Below are 22,260 nucleotides of genomic sequence, written 5' to 3'. Positions count from 1 at the left end.
CGTCGGAGGCTTCAAGGCGGCGAGGCCCTAACAGGGCTCAGCGTCGCGGGCTTCCGGATAACGATGGCGCGGAGCGATCGGGCTTCGTCGAAACGGTATTGTTTTTCAAACTCCGGACGTCGTCCGGCGCTCCGCGACCCTTTCCGTCCGCTCAGCGAGAGATCGCGTGAGACCGAGAGGCCGTGCCCGCGAACACTTGCCCCCACCTGACCGCTTCGCGGTCTGTCCGCCCCCAGAGGGGGCGGAGGGCGCGCGTCTCCCTCTTCCCCCTGTGGGGGAAGACGGTCGCGAAGCGACCCGTAGGGGGCAAGCGTTCGCCGCACCAGGTCCGGGAGAAAGCCTACTCCAGATCAAACACGAACTTGTCGTGCTCGGGATGCAAACAGCTCTGGTCGATCGGGGCCGACGGATCCGCCAGGAAGCCGCGGATCATCTTGCGGGCGCAGGCGCTGCCGCGCGAGACGCCGTGGGTGGTGTTGGGGATGATGCTCAGCTGGCCCTTGGGGAAGCGGCCGACCGCCGCCCTGGCCACGGCCGGCGGGCAGCCGGGATCGATCTCGGCGGCCAGGAACAGGGTGGGGATCGGGCCGGAGACCGGCTGGGCCTCGACCGGGTCGGGCGCGCCGACGTCGTAGGCCTTGCAGACGGCGAAATAGCGGCCCATCGAGGCCTCCAGCAGCCGCGAGACCGGGTCGCGCTGGGCGCCCTTGCGCATGGCCGCCTCGCTCTCGAACGGGAACTCCTCCTTGCACAGATGAGTCAGGTGCTGGGCCTCGTTGTAGCCGCTGCGATCGGCCATCTGCGCGGCCAGGGCCGTCATGTCGCCGGCCGCGAACTTGGCCACCGTGGCGGGCAGGGCGCGGGCGTCGGGGCCGCTATAGGCCGCGTCCATCAGGAAGCCGCCCAGGTCGTCGGCCGCGTAGACCTTGCCGCCGATCGTCTGCGGGCCGCTCAACAGCTTGGTCGCCAAGGCGTCGAGATCGGCGCCTGGGTGCGGATATTTGGCGTTGCAGGCGGCGTCCTCGGCGCAGCGCTTGAAGATCACCTTCACCGCGTCCGACACCATCTCAGGCCCGCCCTCGGCCCACTTGGCCTCCGGCGTCCAGGGCGAATCGAGCACCACGGCCCGCACGCCGGTCGGGTCGTGCTTGACCACGGCCAGGGCGATGCGGGTGCCGTACGAGACGCCGAACAGGTCGATCTGCTTCAGGCCCAGGGTCTTGCGCAGATCCTGGATGTCCTTGACCACCTCTTCGGCGTTGTAGCGCGACAGGTCGACGCCGGAGTCCTTCAGCCGCTGGGCGCAGGCGATCAGTTGCTGGGCGGCCGCGTCGTTCAGCGGGCCGGCGTCGTTCAGGGCGACCCCGCCGCAGTCGAGGATCGGCGAGGCCACCCCGCCGCCGCGCTGGTCGAAATAGATCCAGTCCTGGTCGACGGCGACCAGTTCGCGAGCCGGGCCGCGCAAGCTGCGGGCGACGTTCTCGACCACCCCGCCGCCGGGACCGCCGTGCAGGTAGACCACCGGCGGCAGGCCGGCCTTGGGCGCGCTGGCCTTGACGATGGTCACCGGTATGGCGACGCGTCGCGTGCTGGGCCCGCCCCGGGTCTCGTCGACGACCAGGGTCCCGCACTGGATCTTGTTGCCGACGCCCGAATAGTCGCCGGCGCAGGGGCCGGGCGTGAACTTCGGCTCGGCGGCGTGGGCGCTGGTCGCCGCCAGCCAGGTTCCCGCCGCCAGTCCGGCCGCCAGCATCCATCCGCGCATCGTCGTCTCCCTGGCGATCGGTCGCCTCCAGCCATGCTTAGAGCCGTCGGCGATGGACCCGCAAGAGCGCCGATCAGAACGCATCGTCGTATCGATGTTCATCAACAAGTTTACAAAACAAACAAGTTGATACATGGTTCGGCCATCGCAACGGAGCCCGGCCATGCACGCGCCTCTCAAATCGCTCGAAACCTCCGCCTCGGCGGGTGGCTCGGCCCGCAACGCGCCGATCGGCGCCGTGCGCGCCTTCCTGACCCTGCTGGTCATCGCCCACCACGCGGTGCTGACCTATCACCCGTACGCGCCGCCCCCGAAGGGCTTCACCGAGCCGCCGATCCTGTGGACGGCCTTTCCGGTCGTGGATCCGCAGAGGTTCGGGGGCTTTGGCCTGCTGACCCTGGTCAACGACCTGTTCTTCATGTCGCTGATGTTCCTGGTCTCGGGCCTGTTCGTCGCCGAGAGCCTGAAGGCCAAGGGCGCGGGCGGGTTCCTGAAGGGCCGGGCGCTGCGGCTCGGCGTTCCGTTCGTGATCGGCGCGGGGCTGCTGGCCCCGCTGGCCTACTATCCGGCCTGGCTGCAGTCGGGCGGCGCGCCGTCGCTGGCGGCCTATGCGCAGGCCTGGACCAGCCTGCCATTCTGGCCCAGCGGGCCGGCCTGGTTCCTGTGGGTGCTGCTGGCCTTCGGCGCGATCGCCGCCTTGCTGGACGGCCTGTTTCCCCGCCTGATCCCGGCGCTCGGCCGCTGGACGCAGGGCGCCGCGCGCCGGCCGGGCCGCGCCTTCCTGCTGCTGGTCGCGGCCAGCGCCCTGGCCTACGTGCCCCTGAACATGGTCTTGCCCTTCGGCCACTGGACGCTGGAAGGACCGTTCCTGATCCAGACCGGCCGGGCAGGCCACTACCTGGTCTATTTCCTGGCCGGCCTGGCGTTCGGGGCGACGGGCGTGGGCCAGGGGCTGACCGACCCGCAAGGGGCGCTGGCCCGGCGCTGGTGGGCCTGGCAGATCCTTCCGGCGCCGGCGGTGATCGCGGCGGTCGCGGTCTTCATCGTCGCCTTCTCGCCCAATCCGCCGCCCAAGGCGGTGCTGGATGTGACCGGCGGCCTGGCCTTCGTCCTGGCCTGCGCGACCCTGTCGTTCGCCGTGCTGGCGGTGTTCCTGCGCTTCGTCCGCAGGACCGGTCCGGTCGCGCGCAGCCTGCAGGCCAACGCCTACGGCATGTACCTGACCCACTACGTCTTCACCGCCTGGCTGGGCTGGCTGCTGCTGCCTCAGGCCTGGGGCGGGCTGGCCAAGGGCCTGATCGCGTTCGGCGGGGCCGTGGTCCTCAGCTGGCTGACGACGATGGCGCTGCGCCGCATGCCGCTGTTGGGGCGAATCCTGTGACCGGCCATGATGCAACGCTGAAGGGGACCGCGCCCATGAACGACAAGATCAAATCCGTGCAGGACGACCTGGCGTTCCTGCGGACGGTGGCCGAGGGCTCCGGCGGCGGGCTGGGCGTGGCGGGGGGCGCGCTCTACGGCGGGGCGGGCCTGATCTACGGTCTGCAGTGCGTGGGGTACTACGCGCAGGTGATCGGCCTGATCCGCATGGGGGCTCTGGGCAATCTGGTGTGGGCCTGGCTGCCGACCCTGATCTTCCTGATCATGATGACGGTGGTGATCGTCATCGAACGCAAGAAGCCCACCGGCGGCGTCGCCAACCGCGCGGTCAACGCCGCCTTTCAGGGCACCGGGATCGCCAATCTGGCGCTCATCCTGATCTTCGCCTCGGCCGCCGTGCGCAACCACGATTTCCGCTACTGGCTGTTCCACCCGGCGGTGGTCTTCGTGATCCAGGGCGCGGTTTGGTACGTGATCTTCATGTTGCGCAAGCGTCTGTGGATGGCGGTGGTGGCCGCGGGCTGGCTGGTGTCCGGCGTGGCCCTGGGCATGCTGATCGATCGGCCGGACCTCTACCTGCTGATCGCGGGCCTGGGCCTGTTCGCCTGGATGATGGCCCCGGGCTACGTGATGATGCGCCAGGCCATGCGCCAAGCGGCCCGGCCGGCCTGAGACGATCGTGAGCGGCAAGTTCGACATCAGCGGATTGGACGACGTCATCCACGGTCGGGTGCGGCTGGGGATCGTCGCCTATCTGGCCAGCGCCGAGGTGGCGGACTTCACCGAGCTGAAGGACCTGCTGGAGGTGACCCAGGGCAATCTGTCGGTCCACCTGCGCAAGCTGGAGGACGCCGGCTATGTGGCGATCGACAAGAGCTTCGTCGGTCGCAAGCCTTTGACCCGCGTCCGCCTGACCGAGGCGGGCCGCGCGGCGTTCGGCGCCTATCTGAAGGCCATGGGACAACTGGTGGAGCAAGCGGGAGGCGGAGACTGAGGACGTTAGAGGCCCATCTCCGCCCGAAGCTGCTCAGGCGTCACGCCCGCCGCCCGCAGCTCGCGCAACGTCTGGGCCTTGTCGCGCTTGGCGTACCGCTTGCCGTCGGGGCCGACCAGCAGGTGGTGGTGGCGATAGGTCGGAGTCGGCAGGTCGAGCAGGGCCTGCAGCAGGCGCTGGATGTGGGCGGCCTCGAACAGGTCCTGGCCGCGGATCACGTGGGTGATCCCCTGCAAGGCGTCGTCCAGCACCACGGCCAGGTGATAGGCCACGCCGACGTCCTTGCGGGCCAGGACGATGTCGCCGGCGGTTTCGGGTCGGGCCGCGATCAGGCCGGTCTCGCCGTTGGGCCCGGCGCCGTCCTCGACGAAAGTCAGAGGGTCGAAACCGCCCAGCGCGCCGCGGGCCGCGTCCAGCGACAGCCGCCAGGCGAAAGCCTCGCCCCGTTCCAGCCGCGCGGCCTCCTCGGCGGGATGCAGCGGGCCGCCGATGAAGGGCCGGGCCGGCTCGTGCGGCGCGCGGCCGATGTCCAGCTCCTTGCGGGTGCGGAAGCAGCGATAGACCAGGCCCTTCTCGCGCAGCACTTCGATGGCGCGGTGATAGTCGGCCAGGTGTTCGGACTGGCGGCGGACCGGCTGCTCCCAGGAAAGGCCCAGCCAGGCCAGATCCTCCAGGATCGAAGCCTCGAATTCAGGACGGCTGCGGGTGGCGTCGATGTCCTCGATCCGCAGCACGAACTGGCCGTTCTGGGCTTGCGCGGCGTCGAAGGCGGTCAGGGCCGAGAAGGCGTGGCCGCGATGCAGGCGGCCGGTCGGGGAGGGCGCGAAGCGGGTGGCGAACGGCAAGCGGACCTAGGCCTGATCGAGCTTGGCGAACATGCCCAGGTGTTCGAACACGGCGCGCAGGAAGGCCTCCTCGCCGCCCAGGGCTTCCTTCAGCGAATCGAACTGCTTGAAGCTGATCATCTCGGCCAGGCCATGGCCGGCGCACCAGGCGGCGATGGTCGCCAGTTCCAGGTCGAGCGGCGTGGCCGTCCCGCCGCTGCGCTCGTCGATGGTGTTGCGCACCTGGCAGTAGGCGCCTTCTTCCTTCATCTGCTCGGGCAAGGCGTCCTTGTCGCGCGAACAGTCATACATCACGCGATAGAGCGCGGGGTTGTCGCGGGCGAAACAGACATAGGCCACGCCCAGGCTGGTCATCCGTTCCTTGCTGTCGACGGCCTTGGCCCGAGCTTCGCCGAGGGCGGCGTCCAGGGCGGCCCAACCTTCGTGGGCGACGGCGTCCAGCAGTTCGCCCTTGTCCTTGAAATGATGGTAGGGCGCGGCCGGACTGACGCCGGCTTCGCGCGCCACCGCTCGCAGCGAAAGCGCCGCCGGACCCTCGGTTTCCAGGATGCGGCGAGCGGCCTCGACCAGGGCGCGGCTGAGGTCGCCATGGTGGTAGGGGCGGGCTTCGGAAGAGGCGGTCTGTGTCATCTCGGACACTGTAACCGTTCCTGTTCAAAAATCCATCCTAACGGCGTAAAGATTATCTTGACGTCGTTTAGATCGGTGCTATCTAAGCATTGTCCAGATCGGGCTCGGTCTGGACCGGGGCAGCGGCCTTCTCGATCACCGCGTCCCGCAACCAAACTCAAGGATGTGTGTGATGACCAACACCTTTTTCGCCTTCGAAACCGCTCTCGACCGCATGGCCGTGGGCTTCTTCCTGGCCGCGGCCGTCGGCGTCGCCGCCGCTTTGGTCGGCATCGCGATCTAAACCTCGGCAGCGTTCGTGGTCGACGGGACCAGCGGCTTCCCACGCTGTCCCGCCGACGCCGTCGCGGGCGAGCTCCTTGCCTGGAGTGTCCGAAGCCGCCCGCGCCTGGTCGCCGGCGGCTTTCGCATGTCTTGATCCTGAAGACGCGCGCGCCTAGGTCGGATGCTCCCGAGGCGGAACATCCCGAGGCGGGCCGGATTTCCTAGACATGACCCTTTCGTCTTCCATCGCAGGGACGCGCTTCCCGGGGATGCGGCCATGAGCGTCGCCTTCACCAAGGAAGGCGACAGCGAGGCGTTCGCCGCCGATCTGCTGGACCGTCCGATTTCGCCGCATCCCAACCTGGTCACGCCGCAGGGCCTGGCCCAGATCGAGGCGGACTTAGCGCAGGCCCGCGCCGCCTACAGCGCCGCCCAGGCCGGCGGCGACGTCGCCCAGGATCGCACCGCCATGGCCCGCGCGACCCGCGACCTGCGCTATTGGTCCGCCCGCCGGGCCAGCGCCCAGCTGCGCGAGCGGGATCCGTCCGTGGAAGGCCTGCAGTTCGGCGGGACCGTCACCTTCGACCGCGAGGACGGCCGTCGTCAGACCTTCCGCGTCGTCGGCGAGGACGAGGCCGATCCGGCTCGCGGTTCGGTGTCCTACGTCTCGCCCGTGGCTCGGGCCCTGCTGGGCAAGGGCGTGGGCGACACGGCCATGGTGGCCGGCGGCGAGGTCGAGATCATCGCGATCGACTAGGGCGCCGGGACCTCGAAGATGTCCATCCGGCCCGGACCCAGGGCGGGGCAATAGGCCGAATAGAACAGGACGCCTGGCCGCCTGGGGTCGATGGCCGGTCCGTTGTTGATCGCCTCCGAGCAGTTGATCGGCGGGGCCAGGACCGCGCGCGGGCCGAAGCGTCCGTCGTCGCCGCGCCGGGCGCTGTTCAGGGTCACGCGGGTTTCGGCCTTCAGGTCGCCCGAGGCGAACACCAGGGTGCGGCCGTCGGCCAGCAGGGCGGCGTCGAAGTCGTCCAGCGGGCCGTTGACCTCCGGCCCCAGACCGCGAACCGGCGCGTGGCCCGTCAGGTCGCCCTCGAACAGGTCCTGCTTGCCCAGACCGCCATGGCCGTCGGACGAGAAGATCAGCTTGCCGTCGGCGGTCGGGGTGGGCGCCCACTCGTCGCCGGAGGTGTTGAAGTCGGGACCCAGGTTGCGCGGCGTTCCAAAGGCCCCGGTCGCCGGGTCGCGGTCCACGGCGTAGAGATCGTCGCCGCCTTGGCCGCCCGGGCGGTTGGAGAAAAAATAGACCGTGCGGCCGTCGGGCGAGAACGCTGGGTCGAAATCATTGTCGGGTCCGTCGAACGACACGGCCTCGGGCCTGGACCATCCTGCGCCGTCGCGGCAGGTCTGCAGAATCCGCCAGGCCGTCTTCGGCGCGCCGATCGAGCCCCAGAGCACGCAGCGGCCGTCGGGGCTGAAGGCGGGACGGACTTCGGTGTCGGGCGAATCAACAATCCCAGGCAGCAGCGGCGTGGGCGGTCCCGCGGCCAGCAAACCGGCCAGGATGATCACGACGAAGGCGGGCGTCGGCATGGCGAAAGCTCCGGAATGTCCGTTGCCGACCATAGCCGCGATCGTTCACGCGCCAAGCGCAAGGATGTCTTGGTTCTGTCGTCGAGTTGGCTCATCCTTTGTGTGCGTTCGGGAATGAATGGCGATTCCTGAGAATGCGTAGGAAGGAGGCCCGTCTTCAGTCCGACCGCGTATCCGCTTCACAGGAGCCTGTGCCGCTCCAGAGGGAGGCCCTGATGCAGGTGCTGTCCCGTCCACCGTCCGGTATGCCGGCGCTCGTCCTCAATGCCGACTATCGGCCGCTGAGCTACTACCCGCTGTCCCTCTGGCCCTGGCAGGAGGTGATCAAGGCGGTGTTCCTGGAACGTGTCGACGTGGTCTCGACCTACGACCACGTGGTGCACTCGCCCTCGTTCGAGATGAAGCTGCCCAGCGTGGTGTCGCTAAAGCAGTACGTGCCGCAGGATCGCCCGCCGGCCTTCACCCGCTTCAACCTGTTCCTGCGCGACGGGTTCTCCTGCCAGTATTGCGGTTCGCCCGACGAACTGACCTTCGACCACGTGATCCCCCGCTCGCGCGGCGGCCGGACCACCTGGGAGAACATCGTCACGGCCTGCGCGCCCTGCAATCTGCACAAGGGCGGCCGCACGCCCCGCGAGGCGGGCATGCACCCGTTCCACACCGCGCGCCGTCCCAGCATGCACGAACTGCAGGATCGCGGCCGCCGCTTCCCGCCGGGACACCTGCACGCCAGCTGGCTGGACTACCTCTACTGGGACATCGAGCTGGAAGCCTAGGCCGCGACGAGGCCGAGTCGCGAAAATGTCGAGGAAACAAAGCCTTATTGCTCTGCTTGCATCGACTCGCCACTGAGCGGACCCAAGGGACAGGGGACGCCCAGTGGGAGGGTTCGATGCTTGTCAGTCCTTCGATGCTTTCCGGTCCGACGCTTCATGAGCATGGACGCGCGCTGAGCGTCAAACGCCGGCTGCGATGGCTGATGGCCGCCATGACGGTGGCCAATGTCGTCCTCTGGTCCATCGTGTTCGGGCTCTGACGGCGCAACCTGGGCGCCGGCTCAAGGGTTCTATCCGCAACGCTTTCGGGCGAAAATCGGGAGAGACCCCATGATCTTTGGCCACAAGAAGGAAGAAACCGGCCGCCACTTCACACACGGCACCAGCGCCTCGACGGCCGACATGGCCAGCGACGGCAAGGTCCGGCACGAGGACAAGCACTTCGACGCCCCGCATTCCCGCGAGGCCGAAACCCCGCTCGCCGAAGGCGAAAAGCACGATCAGCTGGCGGAGAAGGTCGAGTGTTCCGAGAACCGCCAGGAAGCCCTGCTGGATGAAGGGCTCGAGGAAAGCTTCCCGGGCAGCGACCCGGTCAGCGTCAAGCGCATCACCTGAGAGCGGTCAGGCCTGACGCGGAAAGCGTCGGGCCGCCCGGCTGGCGAACCCGGCCGGACGTTCGGCTTTCTCCACCTCGGCCGGCGAGCGGAAGACGGCCTGGATCACCGGCGCCAGGCGACGCGCCCCGCGCCGGCGGTCCTGGGCGGCGATGTCGGCGAAGCTCGCCGCGCCGCGCTGACGGGACATGGCGCGGAGATGTTCGATATGGCTGGCCAGGTAGAAGACGCCCACGCCGGCGGTGTCGGCCAGCAGGTCGGCGAGCGAGGCGCTGCGGTCGGCCGTGAACAGCTGGGCCACCTCGACGCTGGCGCCCAGCAGGACGGCGGCGACGGCCAGATCGTTGCGGCGCATGCGGGGGAAGGCCAGGAACGAGACCGCCGCCAGGCCGCCGAAGGCGATGGCGTGGGCGGCCTTGTCGCTCAGACCGAACACCTGCTCCAGGCCCGGCCAAGGCCCCAGCATCAGCACCGCGGCGGTCAGGACGCCGGCGACCAAAACGGCGCGGGCGGTGGTCACGACATGGTTGGGCGTCAGCATCGGCTTCCTGGCTCGCGGTGAGCTCAAAGCCTTAGGGCGCGTTGGCCTACAAGCCGTGAAGGAACAGGGTCAACGGAAGATGACCAAGGGCTCCGCCGCCTTCCCGACGCGGGAGGCGGCGGAGCCTCGGGCGACTATTTCTTCTTCACCGGGGGCGTCGCCGCCTTCTTGGCGTCTTCGACCTTCTTGGCGGCTTCGTCGGCGGCCTTCTTCCAGACCGCGTAGTCCTCCAGATAGGGCTGGCGACGCAGGATCTTGGAGGCCGGGTCGACGATCACCGGCACGACCTCGCCCACCCTGATGCGGCCGGTGTTGTCGGTCATCGGGACGGTGACGACCTTGTCGCCGACCTTGACCTCGACCGGCATCGGGAAGGCCTTGCCCGAGGGGGTCTTCCAGCTCAGCACCAGGTCGTCACCGTCGCGGGTCTGGCGCAGCTCCGGCAGCTTGGCCTGATAGAAGTAGGCGTCGAAGAACCACTGATAGTCCTTGCCGGTCACGTCGTTGACGATGCGGATGAAGTCCTTGGTTGTGGCGTAGCGCGGCGCGAAGTTGCCGGGCTTGGGATCGGGACGGCCGTAGACCAGGGTGCGCACCGACTTGAAGAACGCCTCGTCGCCGATCGTCGCGCGCAGGGTGTGCATGATGTTCGAGCCCTTGGCGTAGATGTCGTTCGCCGGGCCGCCTTCGGGTTTGTAGACCTGATCCTCGGTCATCACCTTGTCGGAGACGATCGGGAACAGGTTCTTGCTGCCGACCCGCTGGGCGTTCAGGCGGGTCATGTACTCCATGTCGCCGTGCAGCCATTGCGAGAACAGCGGCTGCATGTAGCTGCCCAGGCCCTCGTGGATCCACATGTCGTCCCAGTCGACATTGGTCACCTGGTTGCCGAACCACTCGTGCGACAGCTCGTGCTGGAATAGCCAGTCGTAGCCGTAGACGTCCTTTTTGTACTCGTTGCCGTAGGCGTTCATGGTCTGGTGTTCCATGCCCAGGTGCGGCGTCTCGACGACGCCCAGCTTCTCGGACCGGAACGGGTAGGGGCCGATCATCTGCTCGAAGAAGTCGAGCGTGGTCGGGAACTCGGCGAACAGGGTCTTGGCCTTGGCCGGATCGTCGCTCTTCAGGTGCCAGTACTCGATCGGGAAGCTGTCGCCGAACCGGCTCTTGTAGGTGTCTTCCAGCTTCACATAGGGCCCGACATTGACCGCGATCGCGTAGGTGTCGGGTTGCTTTTGACGCCAGTGGAAGGTGCGCCAGCCGTCCTTCTCCGCGACGCCGACCAGCACGCCGCCGGCCGGCGCCGACAGCGGGGCGGGCACGGTGATGTAGAAGTCGACCAGCAGCGGCTCGCCCGTGGGGAAGTCGATGCACGGCCAGAACAGGTCGCAGCCGTCGCCCTGCACGGCGCTGGCGATCCAGGGCTCGCCGGTCGGGGCGGTCTTCCAGACGAAGCCGCCGTCCCACGGCGCGCGTTCGGCTTCATGTGGGACGCCGGCATAACGAATCTGGACCACGGTCTTGGCCCCGGCGACGATCGGCGCGGGCGGGGTGATGGTCAGGCGGCCTTCGGGATTGGTCCAGGCCGAGGCGGGCAGGGCCTTGCCGTCGACGATCAGGGCGCTGACCGCGAAGGTCTTGTCGAAGTCCAGAACGATGCGGGGCAGGACGCTCTTGGCCGCCAGAGTCAGGGTGGCGTCGCCCTCGATCGCCTTGCGCTCGGGGATGATCTTCAGCTTCAGGTCGACATGTTCGAGGGTCACCGCCGCTTCCTCGGCAGGCATCTGGCCGCCGGTGCCCAGGGTCAGGGCGGTGGTCGGCGTCGGCTTGGGCGGATTGACCGGCTTGGCCGGCGTCGCGGCGTGGGCCGCGCCCGCCAGGGCCAGGAGCGAGACGGCGCACAGAGCCGCGGCCCGTCGGAACTGCCGGTGAAACTGGGTAGGCAAAGCGAAACTCCCCTCGCGACGCGATTTTCCGGCGACATGGGTAAGCTCGGCCACGCACGCCGCCAAGCAGGAAGTTTCAGGGGACGGTTCTTCCGGCGTCTTAGCGAACGCTGGTCAGATCTTCTCGCTGATCTTGATCGCGGCGCGGCAGCCGGCGCGGATCACGGCCGACAGCAGCGGATAGGCCGGCGCCTCCCGGGCGCCTTCGCCGATGGCGATCTCCTTGTGGTGCAGCTCGTCGTCGCGGAACTGGCTCAGCTCGGCGGCCAGCGACGGGTCGCGGGTCTCCAGCTCGGCGATCTGGCCGGCATAGTGCTGCTCGATCACCGTCTCCACCGCCTCGGTGCACGCGTGTGCGGCCTTCTCGCCCAGCAGCGCGGTGCCCGCGCCCAGGGCGAAGGCGGCCGCGCGCCACAGGGGCGACATCACCGTCGGGCGAACTTCGCGCTCGCCCAGCAGTTCGTTGAACCGGGAGAGGTGGACCTGTTCGTGGCCCTCCATCTCCTGCAGCTGGTCGGCGATTCGCTCGCGCCCGGGAGCGTTGCGCATCACCGCCTGCTGGCCGCGGTAGATGTGGACGGCCGCCAACTCGCCGGCCTGGTCGACCCGCAGGATTTCGGCCAGGCGCGCCCTCTGGGCGCCGAGGCCGGGCCGGGGAGGGATGGGCCGGTCCATCTCAGGCGGCCCGGGGCGAGACGGGCGCGCGCAGGGCGGCGAAGGCCGAGGCGATCGCCAGACCCAGCGAGATCACGGCGTTCCAGCCGGCCATGGACAGGCCCAGGAAGACCCAGACAGCCTTGTCGCATGACGGCGCGGCGATCTTGGCGCCCTTCAGCATGGCCACCAGGTCGCTGGCCGAGGCCGCACCGCCGGCCGCGCAGGCGGCGGGGCCGGGCCACCACTTCCATTCGGCGCCGGCATGATAGGTCGCCACCCCCGCGCCGAAGAGGAAGCCGATCGCCAGCAGCAGGATCAGCGGCCTGCGCGCCCGGTCCGCCCAGGGCGTGCGCGAGGCCGCGACGGCGACCAGCGCCACCGTGCCCGTGACCCAGTAGACTTCCCGCTGCTTGAGGCACAGCAGGCACGGCGCCAGCTTGCCGAAGGTCTCGAACGCATGGGCCGCGCCCAGCATGACGGCGCAGGCGGCGAAGGCCAGGACGGGCCATTGCTCGGCGATCAGGTCCAGCGGGCCGCGCACCGGCGCCGAGGCCGTGGACGCCGGGTGAACGGACGTCGTGGCGCGGATTTCCGTGACCTTGGTCTCGACTTCCCCGACGTTCTCGATCGTCATGCCGCGCATGCTCCGCCACTGCTTCCACCCAAGAAGTGGCTCGCCGTGAGGCCGATGACAAGCAGGGCGATCAGAATCCCGGCGAACAGGGCCAGGCGCTTTTCGATCACCGGCAGCATGGCCGGGCCGAACTTCTTGACCACTAGGGCCACGAGGAAGAAGCGCGCGGCTCGCGTCAGGACGCAGGCGCCGATGAAGACCGGGAAGCTGAACTTCAGAAGGCCCGAGGTGATGGTGACCAGCTTGAACGGGATGGGGGTGAAGCCCTTGGCGATGATCACCCACGATCCCCACTGGCGGTACCAGCATTCGGCGTCGGCCAGGGCGTTGGGCTTGCCCAGCACCGCCAGCAGCTTCTGGGCCGCGTCGTGGAAGAAAAAGCCGATGCCGTAGCCGAGAATTCCGCCCAGGACCGAGGCCAGGGTGCAGAGCGCGGCGTAGCGCCAGGCCTTTTCCGGTTTGGCCAGCACCATGGGCGCCAGCATCACGTCGGGTGGAACGGGAAAGAACGAGCTTTCGGCGAAAGAGATCGCGAACAGGCTGGCGGGGGCGTGACGGGAAGCGGCCAGGCCCATGACCCAGTCATAGAGGCGACGCAGCATGCGGACTCCGAAAAGAGGACGGCCGTAGCTAGCAGGCGACCATGACCTTGTCGCGGCGCTTCGCGCGATCGCGTGCAATCCTATTGGAATTGCGGCCTTGGATGGCTATCACGCGCGTTCGATGGCCTTTGCCGTCCAAATTCTTCGAAAGACGATCCCATGAGCGACACGCCTCCCGACCGCCTGGCCTCCAACCCCAGCAGCCCGCACTACGACGCCGACATCCTCGAGCGCGGCGTCGGCATCGTGTTCAACGGCGTCGAGAAGACCAATGTCGACGAGTACTGCGTCAGCGAGGGCTGGATCCGCGTCACCGCCGGCAAGGCCGTGGACCGCAAGGGCAACCCGATGACCATCAAGCTGCAGGGCGTGGTCGCGCCGTATTGGCGCAACGACAACGCCGAAGAGGCCTAGACGTCATGGCCCCGCGCCGTCTGATCGATCTGCCCGGCTTCGCCGACCTGGAGACCCGGGCGCTGATGAAGCCGTCGTTCGCCGATCCGGAGGCGCGGACCCAGTTCCCGGAGATCGATCAGCTGGCGCGCGACACGTTCGGCCTGACGGCCGACGAGGCGGCCCTGATCCCCGATCCGCCGGGTTGGGACGGCATCGACGTCAAGTCGATGCGCGAGCAGGCGGACGCGTTCGAGCTGGAGGGCTGGGACGTCACCGACGACAAGCGCCGGCCGCTGCGGATTCTAGGCCATTTCAGCCATCCGCTGTGGCTGGCCCTGCGCGGCGTGGCCGGCCACCTGCCGTTCGAGCCCGAGCCGGAGGACTTCGATCCCTCGACCTCGTCTCTGGCGGCGGAAGCGGCGAAGTTCCGGCGGGACAAGCGCTAGAGCGTGACAGCCGAAAGTGGATGCCGGTTTCGGCGCCTGTCACGCTCCAAATACTTGAACTCTAGCGCTTCTTGCCCAGCTCGGCGCCGATGTCCTTGATCGAGTTGCCGACCTTGCGATGGGCGGCGACCAACTGGTCCTTGGTCACGCCCCAGCGCTTCATCCAGTATTCGACCTGATGACGCTCGCGCGGATCCAGGCGGTCTTCGTCGCGGAAGTCGCGCTTGCCCTTGGGAACGCCCATGTTGGTCTCTCCATGCTCCGGCGCGACCTATCTTGCGCGTCCGGCCTTGTCGAGGCGACATCGAATTAGAGACCCCGAGTGGAGACGCGCATGATCTGCCGCCAGTGGAGAGGCTGGACCACGCCCGACAACGCCGCCGCCTATGAGTCGGTCGTGCGGGGACAGGTGATCCCGGGCATCGAGGCGCGCCGCATTCCGGGCTTTCGCCACATCGACCTGATGCGCCGCGAGGCCGGCGACGAGGTCGAGTTCACCACCCTGATGTGGTTCGACGACCTGGACAGCATCAAGGCGTTCATGGGCCAGGACTACGCCGTCAGCCACGTGCCCGAGGCGGCCCGCGCCGTCCTGGCCCGGTTCGACGCCCGCGCCCTGCACTTCGAGGTCTTGGACCGTCGCCCGCAGGAGCCCTCATGAGCGATCCCGATCTGGAGGCCATGGCTCAAGACGAGTTGTCCCGCGCCATGACCCTGACCTGGCGCGACCTCAACAAGGTGATTCCCTGGGGCGACACCTTCGAGGGGATTTCGCCGGCCGGGCGCAACGTCGAGGTCGAGCGGAACTATCTGTGGGCGAGCGAGCCTGGCGGCGACATCCTGTGCGAAGTCGCCGTCTATGGCGGTCCCAGCCGCTACGATCAGGGCGCCAGGGCGCGCGGCGTGATTTCCCGGCCTTCAACATAACCTTGGTCGTGCAAGCTGCGCCATCATGCGTTAACCATGTGACTCTTGCTTGCCTGATACTGGAGGGGGTCCGGTGTACCAGTCAGAGTTTCCCGTCGATACGCCGGTTCCGATCTTCGATCCCACCTTGCTGGCGGGGATCGCCTTGGTCGTGCTGGCCGTCGCCATCCTCACCTACTACGTGGGCAAGTATGTCGGCGGACGCGGGCGTGACGAGCGCTGGCGCGAGGTTCCCAAGACCATCCACGAGGCCGTGAAGGTCAAATGCGTGGCGGCCACCAGCGCGCCGTCGGGCGAGCTGCTCTACAAGGCCCAGGATCTGGTCGAGGAGGTTCAGCGCCGGATCGGACCGGTCCTGGCGTTCGGCGGCCCCTGCGCCAAGGCGCTGAAGGGGATAACCGAAGCCCTCAAGGGCGAGCCGGTCGAGGAGAAGCCCAAGGACAAGGACAAGTCCAAGGGCGCGCACGGCGGCAAGAAGGACGACAAGCACGGCCATGACGACGGGCATGGCGGTCATGGGGGCGGCCACAAGCCGGAGACCGAACTCGAACGGGCCGCGGCCAAGGTCACGATCTTGGGCGGCCAGACCCTGGTCCTGACCGGCCACCGCCCGGGCCATGAGCCGGACCATGGGCACGACGAGCATGAGGACGAAGAGCCGAAGGTTCTTGACCACAAGGACTATTCTCGCCAAGTCCGCATGGCCGTTGTGGAATTTTCCGATTTCTGGAGCCGGGGCGATTGTCTCAACGAACTGCAACGCTGCCAGACGGCGCTGACCAAAACCGAGCCGTTCAAGTCCAAGGCGGCCGAGGAGCACTGAGCCGTCGGCCCCATTTTTCGTGGGTTCCCCTTCGCTGGGCGCCCCATCGCTGGGCGTCTGGGCGGTCGAATGCACAACCGCCAAGCGAAATGTCCGCTTTCCTGTCCCCAGGCTTGGCCGTGATTGAGCGGGGCGGTCGCGCCGCGCCAGATCGGGCCTTGTCGACGCGAGCGACCGCCAGAGTCGCGGGCGTATGGAGGACGAAAGGAAGGCCATGGCCGCGACGGTCTCACCCATGACGCAGAATCCCCCCGAAGGCGCCCCCGAGCACGTCTCGCTGGCCGACTATCTGCCCTATCAGCTGGCGACGTCGTCCAGCGCCGTCAGCCGGCTGATCGCCCGGGCCTACGAGGACCGCTTCGGCCTCAGCATCCCGCAGTGGCGGCTGATGTCGGTGCTGGCCGAGGGGCCGCTGACCCAGCAGGCCGCGGTCGTGCGCACGGCCATGGACAAGGTGCGCGTCAGCCGCGCCGCCCAGGAACTGGTCGAGCGCCGCCTGGCCGTGCGCCTAAGCAACCGCGTCGACCGGCGCTCGCACAGCCTGGAGCTGACCGCCGCCGGCCGTCGCCTGTTCGCCGAGATCGTGCCCTTGGCGCGCGCCTATGAGGCCGCGCTGCTGGCCGGCCTGGCGCCCAGCGAGGTGGCGACTCTCAAGCGACTGCTGGGCCAGCTCGAGACCGCCGCCGGCACGCTCTACGGGGCCGATACGGCGCCGCCAGGATCCGAACGCGCCGAATAGACGCCGCGCGTGATCGCCCGGGCCATGGTGTCGGCGGCCGCGGCGCCCAGTCGCGCGATCATCAGCGACCGCGCCGGACCCTCGCCGATCTCGACGGCGCCGGAGGACAGGGCGAAGACCACGTCGCCGTCGAACGGGGTGTGGACCGGGCGAATGGCGCGGGCCAGGCCGTCCTGGGCCATCATCGCCAGCCGCGTGGCCTCGGCGGTAGTCAGGGCGGCGGTGGTCGCCACCACGGCCAGGGTGGTGTTGGCGCCGGCGATGAACCGGCCGAGCGCCGCCAGTTTGCTGTCGTCGGAAATTGGCTCGACCGCGCGGGCCGCCGGATCCGGAACGAGACCGCCAAACTCGCCGTCGATCTCGAACGGCCAGGCCCAGAACGCCTCGCCGCCGGGCATGTAGACCGACCCCACTGGATTGACCGCCGCCAGGGCTCCGACGATGAGACCGTCGCTCAGGTCCAGAGAGGCCGAGCCGACGCCGCCCTTGTTCACGCCGGCCATCGCGCCGCGCCCGGCCCCGATCGAGCCTAGGGCGAAGTCCTCGCCGGCCGCCGCGACGGCGTCCAGGCCCAGGGCGCGATAGGGCGGGTCCAGGCCCCAAGTCTTGTCGCCGCCGTTGCCCAGGTCGTGCAGCACCGCCCCCGGCACGATCGGTATGGTCGGCGATCCCGCCGCCAGCCGCAGGCCGTGGCCCGCCGCCGACAGCGCCGCCGTCACGCCGTCGGCCGCGCCCAGGCCGAACACCGAACCACCCGACAAGGTGATGGCGTGGGCCCGGCTGAAATTGTTTTCGGGGCGAAGCACGTCGCTTTCGCGAATCCCCGGTCCGCCGCCGCGCACGTCCACCGCCGCGACCCAGCCTTCGGGACAGAGCAGGACGGTCACCCCGCTGCGCACCGCCTCGTCCGTGGCGTGGCCGACGCTTAGGCCCGACACATCGGTGATCAGGTTACGGGGACCGGGACGGGGTGGGGGCAAGGTGACTCTCCTGCGAGCGGCGGGAGCATCGGTCAGCCGCGCCGCGAAGGAAAGCGGGTGCATCAAGACAAAAAGCGACGCTGGAACTTCCCGCACGCCTTTGCTAGACAACCCCTCCTTCGCCGACCTCGGTCGCCGCGAAGCGCGGGCGTGGTGAAACTGGTAGACGCGCCGGACTCAAAATCCGGTTCCGAAAGGAGTGTCGGTTCGACCCCGACCGCCCGCACCAATCTCTTCTGACATCAGGATTTGTTCCGGCGATGTGGTCGCCACGTGGTGACCACCAGCGCGACGGTGGCGGCGCCGAGCGCGGCCAAGGTCGCCCAGTCGACGACAAGGGCGACGGTCGACAGGGACGCGCGCAACGGCCGTTCGGCGGTCGTTGCTATCGATTTGGATCGTTTGCCCACGATGGTCTCGTCCGGTCGCGCCTCTTGGGGGAGCGCGCGCCGGCCGCCGGCGTTCCGCCAAGCCTAGTGGGTCGGATCGAAATCCGGCTTCTGGCCCTTCACATAGGCTTCCCAGCCCTCCCGATCATGGAAGTCCAGGCCTTTGTCCCAGGCCGCCCCCATGTAGTAGACGAACGGCTTGCCGGGCTCGACCTTGACCAGGACGATGTAGTTGTCGGCGTCCTGGCGCACCTCGACCAGCGCCTTGGGATCGACCATCAGGGCGATCCCCATCGTGCCCCGCACCGGATCGGTCGGCTGCCAGTACGAGACGCGGCCCGCGCCCAGATCCTTGGTGAACACGCCGCCCGCGCCGTTGTGAGTGGCTTGGCGCTTGCTGATGCCGATGCCGATCACCAGCGGGCCGGGCTTGTCGGAGCTGATGGTCGAGACCATCCGCGTGAAGTTGGTGCCCAGCGGCAGGGTGAAGGTGCGGGTCTCCCAGACCTTGCGGTCCACGTCGACCGGCCACGGGGCGTAGGTGACCTTGAACTGGGCGACGTCGCCGCCGGTCTTGAGGATCTCGTAGGACTTCCAGTTGCGCGAGGTCCACAGCTTGTTGTCGTGCCAGACGCCCAGGCCGCCGGCTCCCCGGAAGGTGCTGACGTCGTAGAAGTCCAGGCCTTCGCCGTGGAAGTCATGCTGCTTGCCGGTCTTCAGCTGGCGCTCCATGTAGGGCCAGCGGACGTTCTTGCCCCAGGCGTCGATCCCGGAGGTCGAGGGCGGCTCGGCCGCTTCCAGCGCCGGGCCGTAGATGCGGTGGGCGGTGCGGTCGTTCTCCCAGAGGATGTCGTCGTAGCGATAGGGCGCGTAGGCGACGACGGCGCGGGGTTTCTGGCCCTCGGCGTCGGGCTTGGCCAGCACCGGCTCGACCAGGGGCGGCATGACGGGATCGACCTGGGCCCCAGCCAGACCGGGCAAGGCCAGGACGGGTAGGGAGAAGCTCGCGGCGACCGCGAGCGAGAGGATCAGCTTGGACATTTGGGGGCTCGCGTCTCTAGATCTCGGTGCGCCGAGCCAGCTCACGTCGCTGCTCGGCCATTTTCTGGCGGGTCTGCTGGAGGGCGTCGAGTTCGGTCACGGCCAGCAGGTCGTCGATCACCTGGGCCAGATGGGCGTGGATCGCCTGGCGGGCGGCCTTGGGATCACGCTGGCGCAGGGCGGCGATGATCTGACGATGCTCCTCGACGAAGTCTCCGCCGCCATGGGCGCGGGCCCGTCGCAGCATGGCCACGCAGGTCGGCGACTGCAGGCGTAGGGTCCACAGGTCCTCGACGCCGGCCTCGATGGCGGCGTTGCCGGTCGCGCGGGCGATGGCCAGATGAAACTCCTGCTCCAGCCGCTCGACCTCGTCGGGCGCGAAGCTGCGGGCCATCTGGCTGGCGATCTGGTCCAGCAGGGCCAGGTTGTCGTCGGTGACGGTGGCGGCCGACAGGGCGCAGGCCTCGCCCTCGAACAGGCGCCGCGCCTCGGTCAGTTCCAGCGCCCCGACCTCGACCTCGGCGGAATCGTCCGCGCCCGGCGCCGTCGTGGCGTTGACATAGACGCCCGATCCCTGACGCGCCTCGACCAGGCCCTGGAACTCCAGGGCGATCATGGCGTCGCGAACGGTCGGACGACTCACGCCGAAGTCGTCAGCCAGTTCGCGCTCGGACGGCAGCTTGTCGCCGGGGCCATAGCGGCCGTCGTTGATGGACGTGGCGATCGCCCGGGCGATCTGCTGGTACAGCTTCTGGGGGTCTGAGGCGCCGGTGGTCATGTCGGTCATCCTAGAGCGTGGCAGCCGAAAGTGGATGCCGGTTTCGGCGCCAGCCTCGCTCCAAATGTCTGAAAGGAGTCCGGGACGGGTTCCGGCGGGGACGGGCGGCGGGGCAAGCGGCGTCACGGCCTGGCCGCCCTGGCGGTCGTCGGGGGCAATCTGGAGACCTCGCTAGCCGCCAGCAGGAAGGCGCCGACGCCATAGAGTTGGGTGTCGTCCGGTCCCACCTGGTCCGGTGCGGCGCCCACGCGCTGCACCCAGCCCAGCTTGCCGTCGGGCTCGATCGCGGCGGTCAGGGCGGTCCAGCCCTTGTCGATCGCCGGGCGATACTGGGCGGCGGGCAACAGGCCGTGGTTCACGCCCCAGGCCAAGCCGTAGACGAAGAAGCCGGTCCCGCTGGTCTCGGGCGTCTTCTGCGGCTCCAGCAGCGAGACCGGCCAATAACCCTGCTCGCCCTGCAGGGCGACGATCTTGGCGGCCATCTGCCTGAACAGCGCCTCGTAGCGCGGCCGGCTCGGATGGTCCTTGGGCAAGTCCTGCAGGATGCGGGCGATCCCGGCGAAGGCCCAGCCGTTGCCGCGGCCCCAGAAGATCTTGGCGCCGGCGTCGCTGCGCTTGGCGATGAAGCGGCTGTCGCGGAAATAGAGGTGGTCCGTCTTGTCGTAGAGCAGGTCGGTGGTCGCCCAGAACTCGCGGTCGGCATGAGCCAGATAACGCGAATCCTGGGTCTCCTTGGTCAGGGCGACCCAGGCGGGCGGGGCCATGAAGATGGCGTCGCTCCAGCACCAGCGGGCCTGGCAATAGGGATCGCCGCCCTGCGGCGGCTTGGCTTCGAACCCCAGATCGACGGTCGAGGGATCGGCCAGCACCGCGTCGAAACGGGCGCGCACCGGAGCCAGCTTGGCCGCGTCATGCGTGCGGGCCGCCGACCAGATCCAGACCGCGCCGGTGGCGTCGGCGTCGGCATGGCGGGGGCGCTTGTCGAAGTCCCAACCCTCGGCCTGGCCGTGAGCGAGGATCGCGTCGGCGTACTTGGGCTGGCTGGAGGCGTCTGCGAAGGCGGTCAGGCCGATGTAGAACGCCGCTTGGATCCAGTCGCGCGGGGCCTCGGTGTCGCGCCGGAACTGCGAGGCCGGCACGTAGTCGAAGTTGTCCATGTGGCCCAGCTGCCAGTCGGCCACGCGAGCCCCGGCCGTCAGGACCGCGGCCTTGGCCGGTGCGCTGACGCCGGCGGCGGGCCTGGCGGGCGCCGCCGCGCAGGCCTGCGACGGCCCCAGCAGGGCGGCCGTCGCCAGAAGAACTGCGGTCAGGCGTCGCAGCATCGTCTCGTCTCCCTCGTCGTTCTTGGTCTTGTCTATCCGCCCGCGTCCTAGCGCAGGTCGGCCAGGGTCAGGTGGTCCATATCGTCGAAGTCCAGGTTCTCGCCGCCCATCGACCAGACGAAGCGGTAGTCGGCCGTGCCGACCCCGCTGTGCATCGACCAACTGGGCGAGAACACCGCCTCGCCGTCGTCCATGAACACCGTCCTGGGGTTGGAGGGCTCGCCCATGATGTGCATCACCCGGGCCGGGGCTGCGTCGAAATACATGTAGATCTCGCTGCGCCGTCCGTGGGTGTGCGGCGGCATGGTGTTCCAGACGTTGCCGGGCTCCAGCTCGGTGAAGCCCATGACCAGTTGGCAGGTCTGGACGACGCCAGGGCGGATGCTTTGGCGGATGACCCGGCGGTTGGCTGTCTTCTGATCGCCGGCCTGGATCACGCGCGCCTCGGCCTTGCGCACCCGGCGGCTGGGATGGGCGGCGTGGGCCGGATAGCTGACGAAATAGAACTTGGCCGGCGCGTTGACCGAGGCGCTGGCGAAGGTCACGGCCTCGACGCCGCGGCCGACATAGAGGCTGTCCAGGTTGTCCAGGTCATGGCGGGCGCCGTCCAGCTCGACCCAGCCGGGGCCGCCGATGTTGATCACGCCCAGTTCGCGGCGTTCGCAGAAATAGGCCGAGGCCAGGCGGCGGTCGGTGGGCAAGGGCAGGGGGACGGCCAGCGGAGCGGCCGAGCCCACCACGGCGCGGTCGACCTCGACATAGGTCATCGCGACCTGGCCTGGCTGGAACAGGTCGCCGATCACGAAGGTGTCGCGGATGTCCTGGGCCGTCATGCGGCGCAGGCCTTCGCGGTCCGTGCTGGGGCGGAGCTTCATCGCGGATCCGCTCATCGGCCCGATTTCGCATGGCGGCCGATTGGCCTGGCCGCGAAGAGCGACGCCGTCATGTGCGGTGGTGTGCGGATCATTCGCCCCTCGATCTTTATGACCATTTTGGCATTACCAATTTGCCGTCTGGCCACAAGGCTAAATGACCATATTTCATAGCGATACGCAAAGGCGTCGACGCTCGTGACCGGGTTGCGGGCGTCAAGACTCTGTCTTTTCAGCAAGTTAGGCGAAAATGACAACGATGTCGTCGCCGACTTGACAATTCCCCTGACCACTGACCAATTTTGG

28 protein-coding genes, 1 tRNA gene and 1 pseudogene are annotated in these 22,260 nt (G+C 68.5%); 14 read left to right on the top strand and 16 right to left on the bottom strand.

Annotated elements, in window-relative coordinates:
- Nucleotides 1-47: 47 nt before the first annotated feature.
- Nucleotides 48-147: pseudogene (locus tag ASD38_RS25140) on the bottom strand (hypothetical protein); the annotation flags it as partial.
- Nucleotides 148-340: 193 nt separating this feature from the next.
- Nucleotides 341-1,765 carry an alpha/beta hydrolase gene (locus ASD38_RS15700; protein ID WP_056461219.1) on the bottom strand — a complete coding sequence of 475 codons (1,425 nt, stop codon included), beginning with the start codon at nucleotides 1,763-1,765 and terminating at the stop codon, nucleotides 341-343.
- A gap of 163 nt (nucleotides 1,766-1,928) precedes the next feature.
- Between ASD38_RS15700 and ASD38_RS15695 the strand changes: the two genes are divergently transcribed.
- Genes ASD38_RS15695 through ASD38_RS15685 form a run of 3 tightly spaced genes read left to right on the top strand, consistent with a single transcriptional unit; the run spans nucleotide 1,929 to nucleotide 4,139 of the window.
- Nucleotides 1,929-3,146 carry an acyltransferase family protein gene (locus tag ASD38_RS15695; RefSeq protein ID WP_156390715.1) on the top strand — a complete coding sequence of 406 codons (1,218 nt, stop codon included), beginning with the start codon at nucleotides 1,929-1,931 and terminating at the stop codon, nucleotides 3,144-3,146.
- A gap of 35 nt (nucleotides 3,147-3,181) precedes the next feature.
- Nucleotides 3,182-3,817, top strand: coding sequence for a hypothetical protein (locus ASD38_RS15690; protein ID WP_156390714.1), 636 nt, complete (start codon nucleotides 3,182-3,184; stop codon nucleotides 3,815-3,817).
- Nucleotides 3,818-3,824: 7 nt separating this feature from the next.
- Nucleotides 3,825-4,139: a winged helix-turn-helix domain-containing protein gene (locus tag ASD38_RS15685; protein ID WP_056461213.1), complete on the top strand. Its 315-nt coding sequence runs from the start codon at nucleotides 3,825-3,827 to the stop codon at nucleotides 4,137-4,139.
- Nucleotides 4,140-4,144: 5 nt separating this feature from the next.
- Here the strand turns inward: ASD38_RS15685 and gluQRS are convergent, their stop codons facing one another.
- Both gluQRS and ASD38_RS15675 read right to left on the bottom strand, forming a co-directional pair.
- A complete protein-coding gene (gluQRS, locus tag ASD38_RS15680; RefSeq protein WP_056461210.1) occupies nucleotides 4,145-4,984 on the bottom strand; it encodes a tRNA glutamyl-Q(34) synthetase GluQRS in 840 nt (279 codons plus the stop codon).
- Between the two features lie 6 nt (nucleotides 4,985-4,990).
- Nucleotides 4,991-5,614 carry a TetR/AcrR family transcriptional regulator gene (locus tag ASD38_RS15675; protein ID WP_056461207.1) on the bottom strand — a complete coding sequence of 208 codons (624 nt, stop codon included), beginning with the start codon at nucleotides 5,612-5,614 and terminating at the stop codon, nucleotides 4,991-4,993.
- 541 nt (nucleotides 5,615-6,155) lie between these two features.
- Between ASD38_RS15675 and greA the strand changes: the two genes are divergently transcribed.
- Nucleotides 6,156-6,635: a transcription elongation factor GreA gene (gene greA / locus ASD38_RS15670; RefSeq protein WP_056445373.1), complete on the top strand. Its 480-nt coding sequence runs from the start codon at nucleotides 6,156-6,158 to the stop codon at nucleotides 6,633-6,635.
- On the opposite strand, the gene ASD38_RS15665 is transcribed toward greA, so the two are convergent.
- The gene (locus tag ASD38_RS15665) at nucleotides 6,632-7,471 is read right to left on the bottom strand and encodes a TolB family protein (RefSeq protein WP_162252142.1); all 840 of its coding nucleotides are present in this window, start codon (nucleotides 7,469-7,471) and stop codon (nucleotides 6,632-6,634) included. The genes greA and ASD38_RS15665 overlap by 4 nt on opposite strands.
- 212 nt (nucleotides 7,472-7,683) lie before the next feature.
- Between ASD38_RS15665 and ASD38_RS15660 the strand changes: the two genes are divergently transcribed.
- The 3 genes from ASD38_RS15660 (at nucleotide 7,684) to ASD38_RS15655 (ending at nucleotide 8,862) form a co-directional block, all read left to right on the top strand.
- The gene (locus tag ASD38_RS15660) at nucleotides 7,684-8,247 is read left to right on the top strand and encodes an HNH endonuclease (protein ID WP_089930049.1); all 564 of its coding nucleotides are present in this window, start codon (nucleotides 7,684-7,686) and stop codon (nucleotides 8,245-8,247) included.
- 116 nt (nucleotides 8,248-8,363) lie between these two features.
- Nucleotides 8,364-8,507 (top strand): hypothetical protein, encoded by a 144-nt coding sequence (locus ASD38_RS23970; RefSeq protein WP_156390713.1) that lies wholly within the window; start codon nucleotides 8,364-8,366, stop codon nucleotides 8,505-8,507.
- 70 nt (nucleotides 8,508-8,577) lie between these two features.
- Nucleotides 8,578-8,862: a hypothetical protein gene (locus ASD38_RS15655; RefSeq protein ID WP_082554856.1), complete on the top strand. Its 285-nt coding sequence runs from the start codon at nucleotides 8,578-8,580 to the stop codon at nucleotides 8,860-8,862.
- A 6-nt stretch (nucleotides 8,863-8,868) separates the two neighbouring features.
- Here the strand turns inward: ASD38_RS15655 and ASD38_RS15650 are convergent, their stop codons facing one another.
- The 5 genes from ASD38_RS15650 to ASD38_RS15630 all read right to left on the bottom strand — a co-directional run bounded on the left by ASD38_RS15650 (nucleotide 8,869) and on the right by ASD38_RS15630 (nucleotide 13,241).
- The gene (locus ASD38_RS15650) at nucleotides 8,869-9,402 is read right to left on the bottom strand and encodes a VanZ family protein (protein ID WP_056461201.1); all 534 of its coding nucleotides are present in this window, start codon (nucleotides 9,400-9,402) and stop codon (nucleotides 8,869-8,871) included.
- Between the two features lie 134 nt (nucleotides 9,403-9,536).
- On the bottom strand, nucleotides 9,537-11,348 hold the full coding sequence (locus ASD38_RS15645; protein WP_056461198.1) for a M1 family metallopeptidase: 1,812 nt from the start codon (nucleotides 11,346-11,348) through the stop codon (nucleotides 9,537-9,539).
- A 114-nt stretch (nucleotides 11,349-11,462) separates the two neighbouring features.
- A complete protein-coding gene (locus ASD38_RS15640; protein ID WP_056445358.1) occupies nucleotides 11,463-12,023 on the bottom strand; it encodes a demethoxyubiquinone hydroxylase family protein in 561 nt (186 codons plus the stop codon).
- A gap of 1 nt (nucleotide 12,024) precedes the next feature.
- Nucleotides 12,025-12,639, bottom strand: a complete 615-nt coding sequence (locus tag ASD38_RS15635; protein WP_056446226.1) for a disulfide bond formation protein B — start codon at nucleotides 12,637-12,639, stop codon at nucleotides 12,025-12,027.
- Nucleotides 12,636-13,241 (bottom strand): YqaA family protein, encoded by a 606-nt coding sequence (locus ASD38_RS15630; RefSeq protein WP_056445355.1) that lies wholly within the window; start codon nucleotides 13,239-13,241, stop codon nucleotides 12,636-12,638. The genes ASD38_RS15635 and ASD38_RS15630 overlap by 4 nt, the downstream gene beginning before the upstream one ends.
- Nucleotides 13,242-13,400: 159 nt before the next feature.
- Here ASD38_RS15630 and ASD38_RS15625 point away from each other — a divergent pair, with 159 nt between their 5' ends.
- The gene (locus ASD38_RS15625; protein WP_007664089.1) at nucleotides 13,401-13,655 is read left to right on the top strand and encodes a DUF3297 family protein; all 255 of its coding nucleotides are present in this window, start codon (nucleotides 13,401-13,403) and stop codon (nucleotides 13,653-13,655) included.
- 5 nt (nucleotides 13,656-13,660) lie between these two features.
- Nucleotides 13,661-14,083, top strand: coding sequence for a hypothetical protein (locus ASD38_RS15620; protein ID WP_056461195.1), 423 nt, complete (start codon nucleotides 13,661-13,663; stop codon nucleotides 14,081-14,083).
- 61 nt (nucleotides 14,084-14,144) lie between these two features.
- Here ASD38_RS15620 and ASD38_RS15615 read toward each other — a convergent pair whose 3' ends face one another.
- Complete coding sequence (locus ASD38_RS15615; protein ID WP_029916884.1) at nucleotides 14,145-14,327, bottom strand: DUF3606 domain-containing protein; 183 nt, start codon at nucleotides 14,325-14,327, stop codon at nucleotides 14,145-14,147.
- A gap of 90 nt (nucleotides 14,328-14,417) precedes the next feature.
- Here ASD38_RS15615 and ASD38_RS15610 point away from each other — a divergent pair, with 90 nt between their 5' ends.
- The 4 genes from ASD38_RS15610 to ASD38_RS15595 all read left to right on the top strand — a co-directional run bounded on the left by ASD38_RS15610 (nucleotide 14,418) and on the right by ASD38_RS15595 (nucleotide 16,572).
- The gene (locus ASD38_RS15610; RefSeq protein ID WP_056461192.1) at nucleotides 14,418-14,744 is read left to right on the top strand and encodes a hypothetical protein; all 327 of its coding nucleotides are present in this window, start codon (nucleotides 14,418-14,420) and stop codon (nucleotides 14,742-14,744) included.
- A 20-nt stretch (nucleotides 14,745-14,764) separates the two neighbouring features.
- Complete coding sequence (locus ASD38_RS15605; RefSeq protein WP_056446223.1) at nucleotides 14,765-15,010, top strand: hypothetical protein; 246 nt, start codon at nucleotides 14,765-14,767, stop codon at nucleotides 15,008-15,010.
- Between the two features lie 73 nt (nucleotides 15,011-15,083).
- On the top strand, nucleotides 15,084-15,833 hold the full coding sequence (locus tag ASD38_RS15600) for a hypothetical protein (protein ID WP_056445348.1): 750 nt from the start codon (nucleotides 15,084-15,086) through the stop codon (nucleotides 15,831-15,833).
- Nucleotides 15,834-16,047: 214 nt separating this feature from the next.
- Entirely contained in the window at nucleotides 16,048-16,572 is a 525-nt protein-coding gene (locus ASD38_RS15595; RefSeq protein WP_056446221.1) for a MarR family winged helix-turn-helix transcriptional regulator, read from the top strand.
- Here the strand turns inward: ASD38_RS15595 and ASD38_RS15590 are convergent.
- On the bottom strand, nucleotides 16,527-17,552 hold the full coding sequence (locus ASD38_RS15590; RefSeq protein WP_056445347.1) for a P1 family peptidase: 1,026 nt from the start codon (nucleotides 17,550-17,552) through the stop codon (nucleotides 16,527-16,529). The two genes, ASD38_RS15595 and ASD38_RS15590, sit on opposite strands and share 46 nt — an antisense overlap.
- 144 nt (nucleotides 17,553-17,696) lie before the next feature.
- Here ASD38_RS15590 and ASD38_RS15585 point away from each other — a divergent pair.
- A tRNA-Leu gene (locus ASD38_RS15585) sits at nucleotides 17,697-17,781 on the top strand.
- Nucleotides 17,782-18,025: 244 nt separating this feature from the next.
- Here the strand turns inward: ASD38_RS15585 and ASD38_RS15580 are convergent.
- From ASD38_RS15580 to kduI, 4 genes are all read right to left on the bottom strand, one after another.
- Nucleotides 18,026-18,982: a DUF4861 family protein gene (locus ASD38_RS15580; RefSeq protein ID WP_056445345.1), complete on the bottom strand. Its 957-nt coding sequence runs from the start codon at nucleotides 18,980-18,982 to the stop codon at nucleotides 18,026-18,028.
- Between the two features lie 16 nt (nucleotides 18,983-18,998).
- On the bottom strand, nucleotides 18,999-19,760 hold the full coding sequence (locus ASD38_RS15575) for a FadR/GntR family transcriptional regulator (protein ID WP_056446219.1): 762 nt from the start codon (nucleotides 19,758-19,760) through the stop codon (nucleotides 18,999-19,001).
- 122 nt (nucleotides 19,761-19,882) lie between these two features.
- The gene (locus ASD38_RS15570; protein WP_056445342.1) at nucleotides 19,883-21,082 is read right to left on the bottom strand and encodes a glycoside hydrolase family 88/105 protein; all 1,200 of its coding nucleotides are present in this window, start codon (nucleotides 21,080-21,082) and stop codon (nucleotides 19,883-19,885) included.
- A 47-nt stretch (nucleotides 21,083-21,129) separates the two neighbouring features.
- Complete coding sequence (kduI, locus tag ASD38_RS15565; protein ID WP_056461189.1) at nucleotides 21,130-21,957, bottom strand: 5-dehydro-4-deoxy-D-glucuronate isomerase; 828 nt, start codon at nucleotides 21,955-21,957, stop codon at nucleotides 21,130-21,132.
- Nucleotides 21,958-22,260 lie beyond the last annotated feature (303 nt).

It is taken from the genome of Caulobacter sp. Root487D2Y (assembly GCF_001427165.1).
GTDB lineage: Bacteria > Pseudomonadota > Alphaproteobacteria > Caulobacterales > Caulobacteraceae > Caulobacter.
Note: the sequence above shows the minus strand (reverse complement) of the source record. Positions and strands in the feature narration are given on the sequence as shown.

Excerpts from the sequence above, each read along its gene's own strand:
- ASD38_RS15700 (WP_056461219.1), bottom strand. The coding sequence starts at position 1,765 with ATGCGCGGATGGATGCTGGCGGCCGGACTGGCGGCGGGAACCTGGCTG.
- ASD38_RS15695 (WP_156390715.1), top strand. The coding sequence starts at position 1,929 with ATGCACGCGCCTCTCAAATCGCTCGAAACCTCCGCCTCGGCGGGTGGC.
- ASD38_RS15690 (WP_156390714.1), top strand. The coding sequence starts at position 3,182 with ATGAACGACAAGATCAAATCCGTGCAGGACGACCTGGCGTTCCTGCGG.
- ASD38_RS15675 (WP_056461207.1), bottom strand. The coding sequence starts at position 5,614 with ATGACACAGACCGCCTCTTCCGAAGCCCGCCCCTACCACCATGGCGAC.
- greA (WP_056445373.1), top strand. The coding sequence starts at position 6,156 with ATGAGCGTCGCCTTCACCAAGGAAGGCGACAGCGAGGCGTTCGCCGCC.
- ASD38_RS15665 (WP_162252142.1), bottom strand. The coding sequence starts at position 7,471 with ATGCCGACGCCCGCCTTCGTCGTGATCATCCTGGCCGGTTTGCTGGCC.
- ASD38_RS23970 (WP_156390713.1), top strand. The coding sequence starts at position 8,364 with ATGCTTGTCAGTCCTTCGATGCTTTCCGGTCCGACGCTTCATGAGCAT.
- ASD38_RS15655 (WP_082554856.1), top strand. The coding sequence starts at position 8,578 with ATGATCTTTGGCCACAAGAAGGAAGAAACCGGCCGCCACTTCACACAC.
- ASD38_RS15650 (WP_056461201.1), bottom strand. The coding sequence starts at position 9,402 with ATGCTGACGCCCAACCATGTCGTGACCACCGCCCGCGCCGTTTTGGTC.
- ASD38_RS15640 (WP_056445358.1), bottom strand. The coding sequence starts at position 12,023 with ATGGACCGGCCCATCCCTCCCCGGCCCGGCCTCGGCGCCCAGAGGGCG.
- ASD38_RS15635 (WP_056446226.1), bottom strand. The coding sequence starts at position 12,639 with ATGACGATCGAGAACGTCGGGGAAGTCGAGACCAAGGTCACGGAAATC.
- ASD38_RS15630 (WP_056445355.1), bottom strand. The coding sequence starts at position 13,241 with ATGCTGCGTCGCCTCTATGACTGGGTCATGGGCCTGGCCGCTTCCCGT.
- ASD38_RS15625 (WP_007664089.1), top strand. The coding sequence starts at position 13,401 with ATGAGCGACACGCCTCCCGACCGCCTGGCCTCCAACCCCAGCAGCCCG.
- ASD38_RS15620 (WP_056461195.1), top strand. The coding sequence starts at position 13,661 with ATGGCCCCGCGCCGTCTGATCGATCTGCCCGGCTTCGCCGACCTGGAG.
- ASD38_RS15615 (WP_029916884.1), bottom strand. The coding sequence starts at position 14,327 with ATGGGCGTTCCCAAGGGCAAGCGCGACTTCCGCGACGAAGACCGCCTG.
- ASD38_RS15610 (WP_056461192.1), top strand. The coding sequence starts at position 14,418 with ATGATCTGCCGCCAGTGGAGAGGCTGGACCACGCCCGACAACGCCGCC.
- ASD38_RS15605 (WP_056446223.1), top strand. The coding sequence starts at position 14,765 with ATGGCTCAAGACGAGTTGTCCCGCGCCATGACCCTGACCTGGCGCGAC.
- ASD38_RS15595 (WP_056446221.1), top strand. The coding sequence starts at position 16,048 with ATGGCCGCGACGGTCTCACCCATGACGCAGAATCCCCCCGAAGGCGCC.
- ASD38_RS15580 (WP_056445345.1), bottom strand. The coding sequence starts at position 18,982 with ATGTCCAAGCTGATCCTCTCGCTCGCGGTCGCCGCGAGCTTCTCCCTA.
- ASD38_RS15575 (WP_056446219.1), bottom strand. The coding sequence starts at position 19,760 with ATGACCACCGGCGCCTCAGACCCCCAGAAGCTGTACCAGCAGATCGCC.
- ASD38_RS15570 (WP_056445342.1), bottom strand. The coding sequence starts at position 21,082 with ATGCTGCGACGCCTGACCGCAGTTCTTCTGGCGACGGCCGCCCTGCTG.
- kduI (WP_056461189.1), bottom strand. The coding sequence starts at position 21,957 with ATGAAGCTCCGCCCCAGCACGGACCGCGAAGGCCTGCGCCGCATGACG.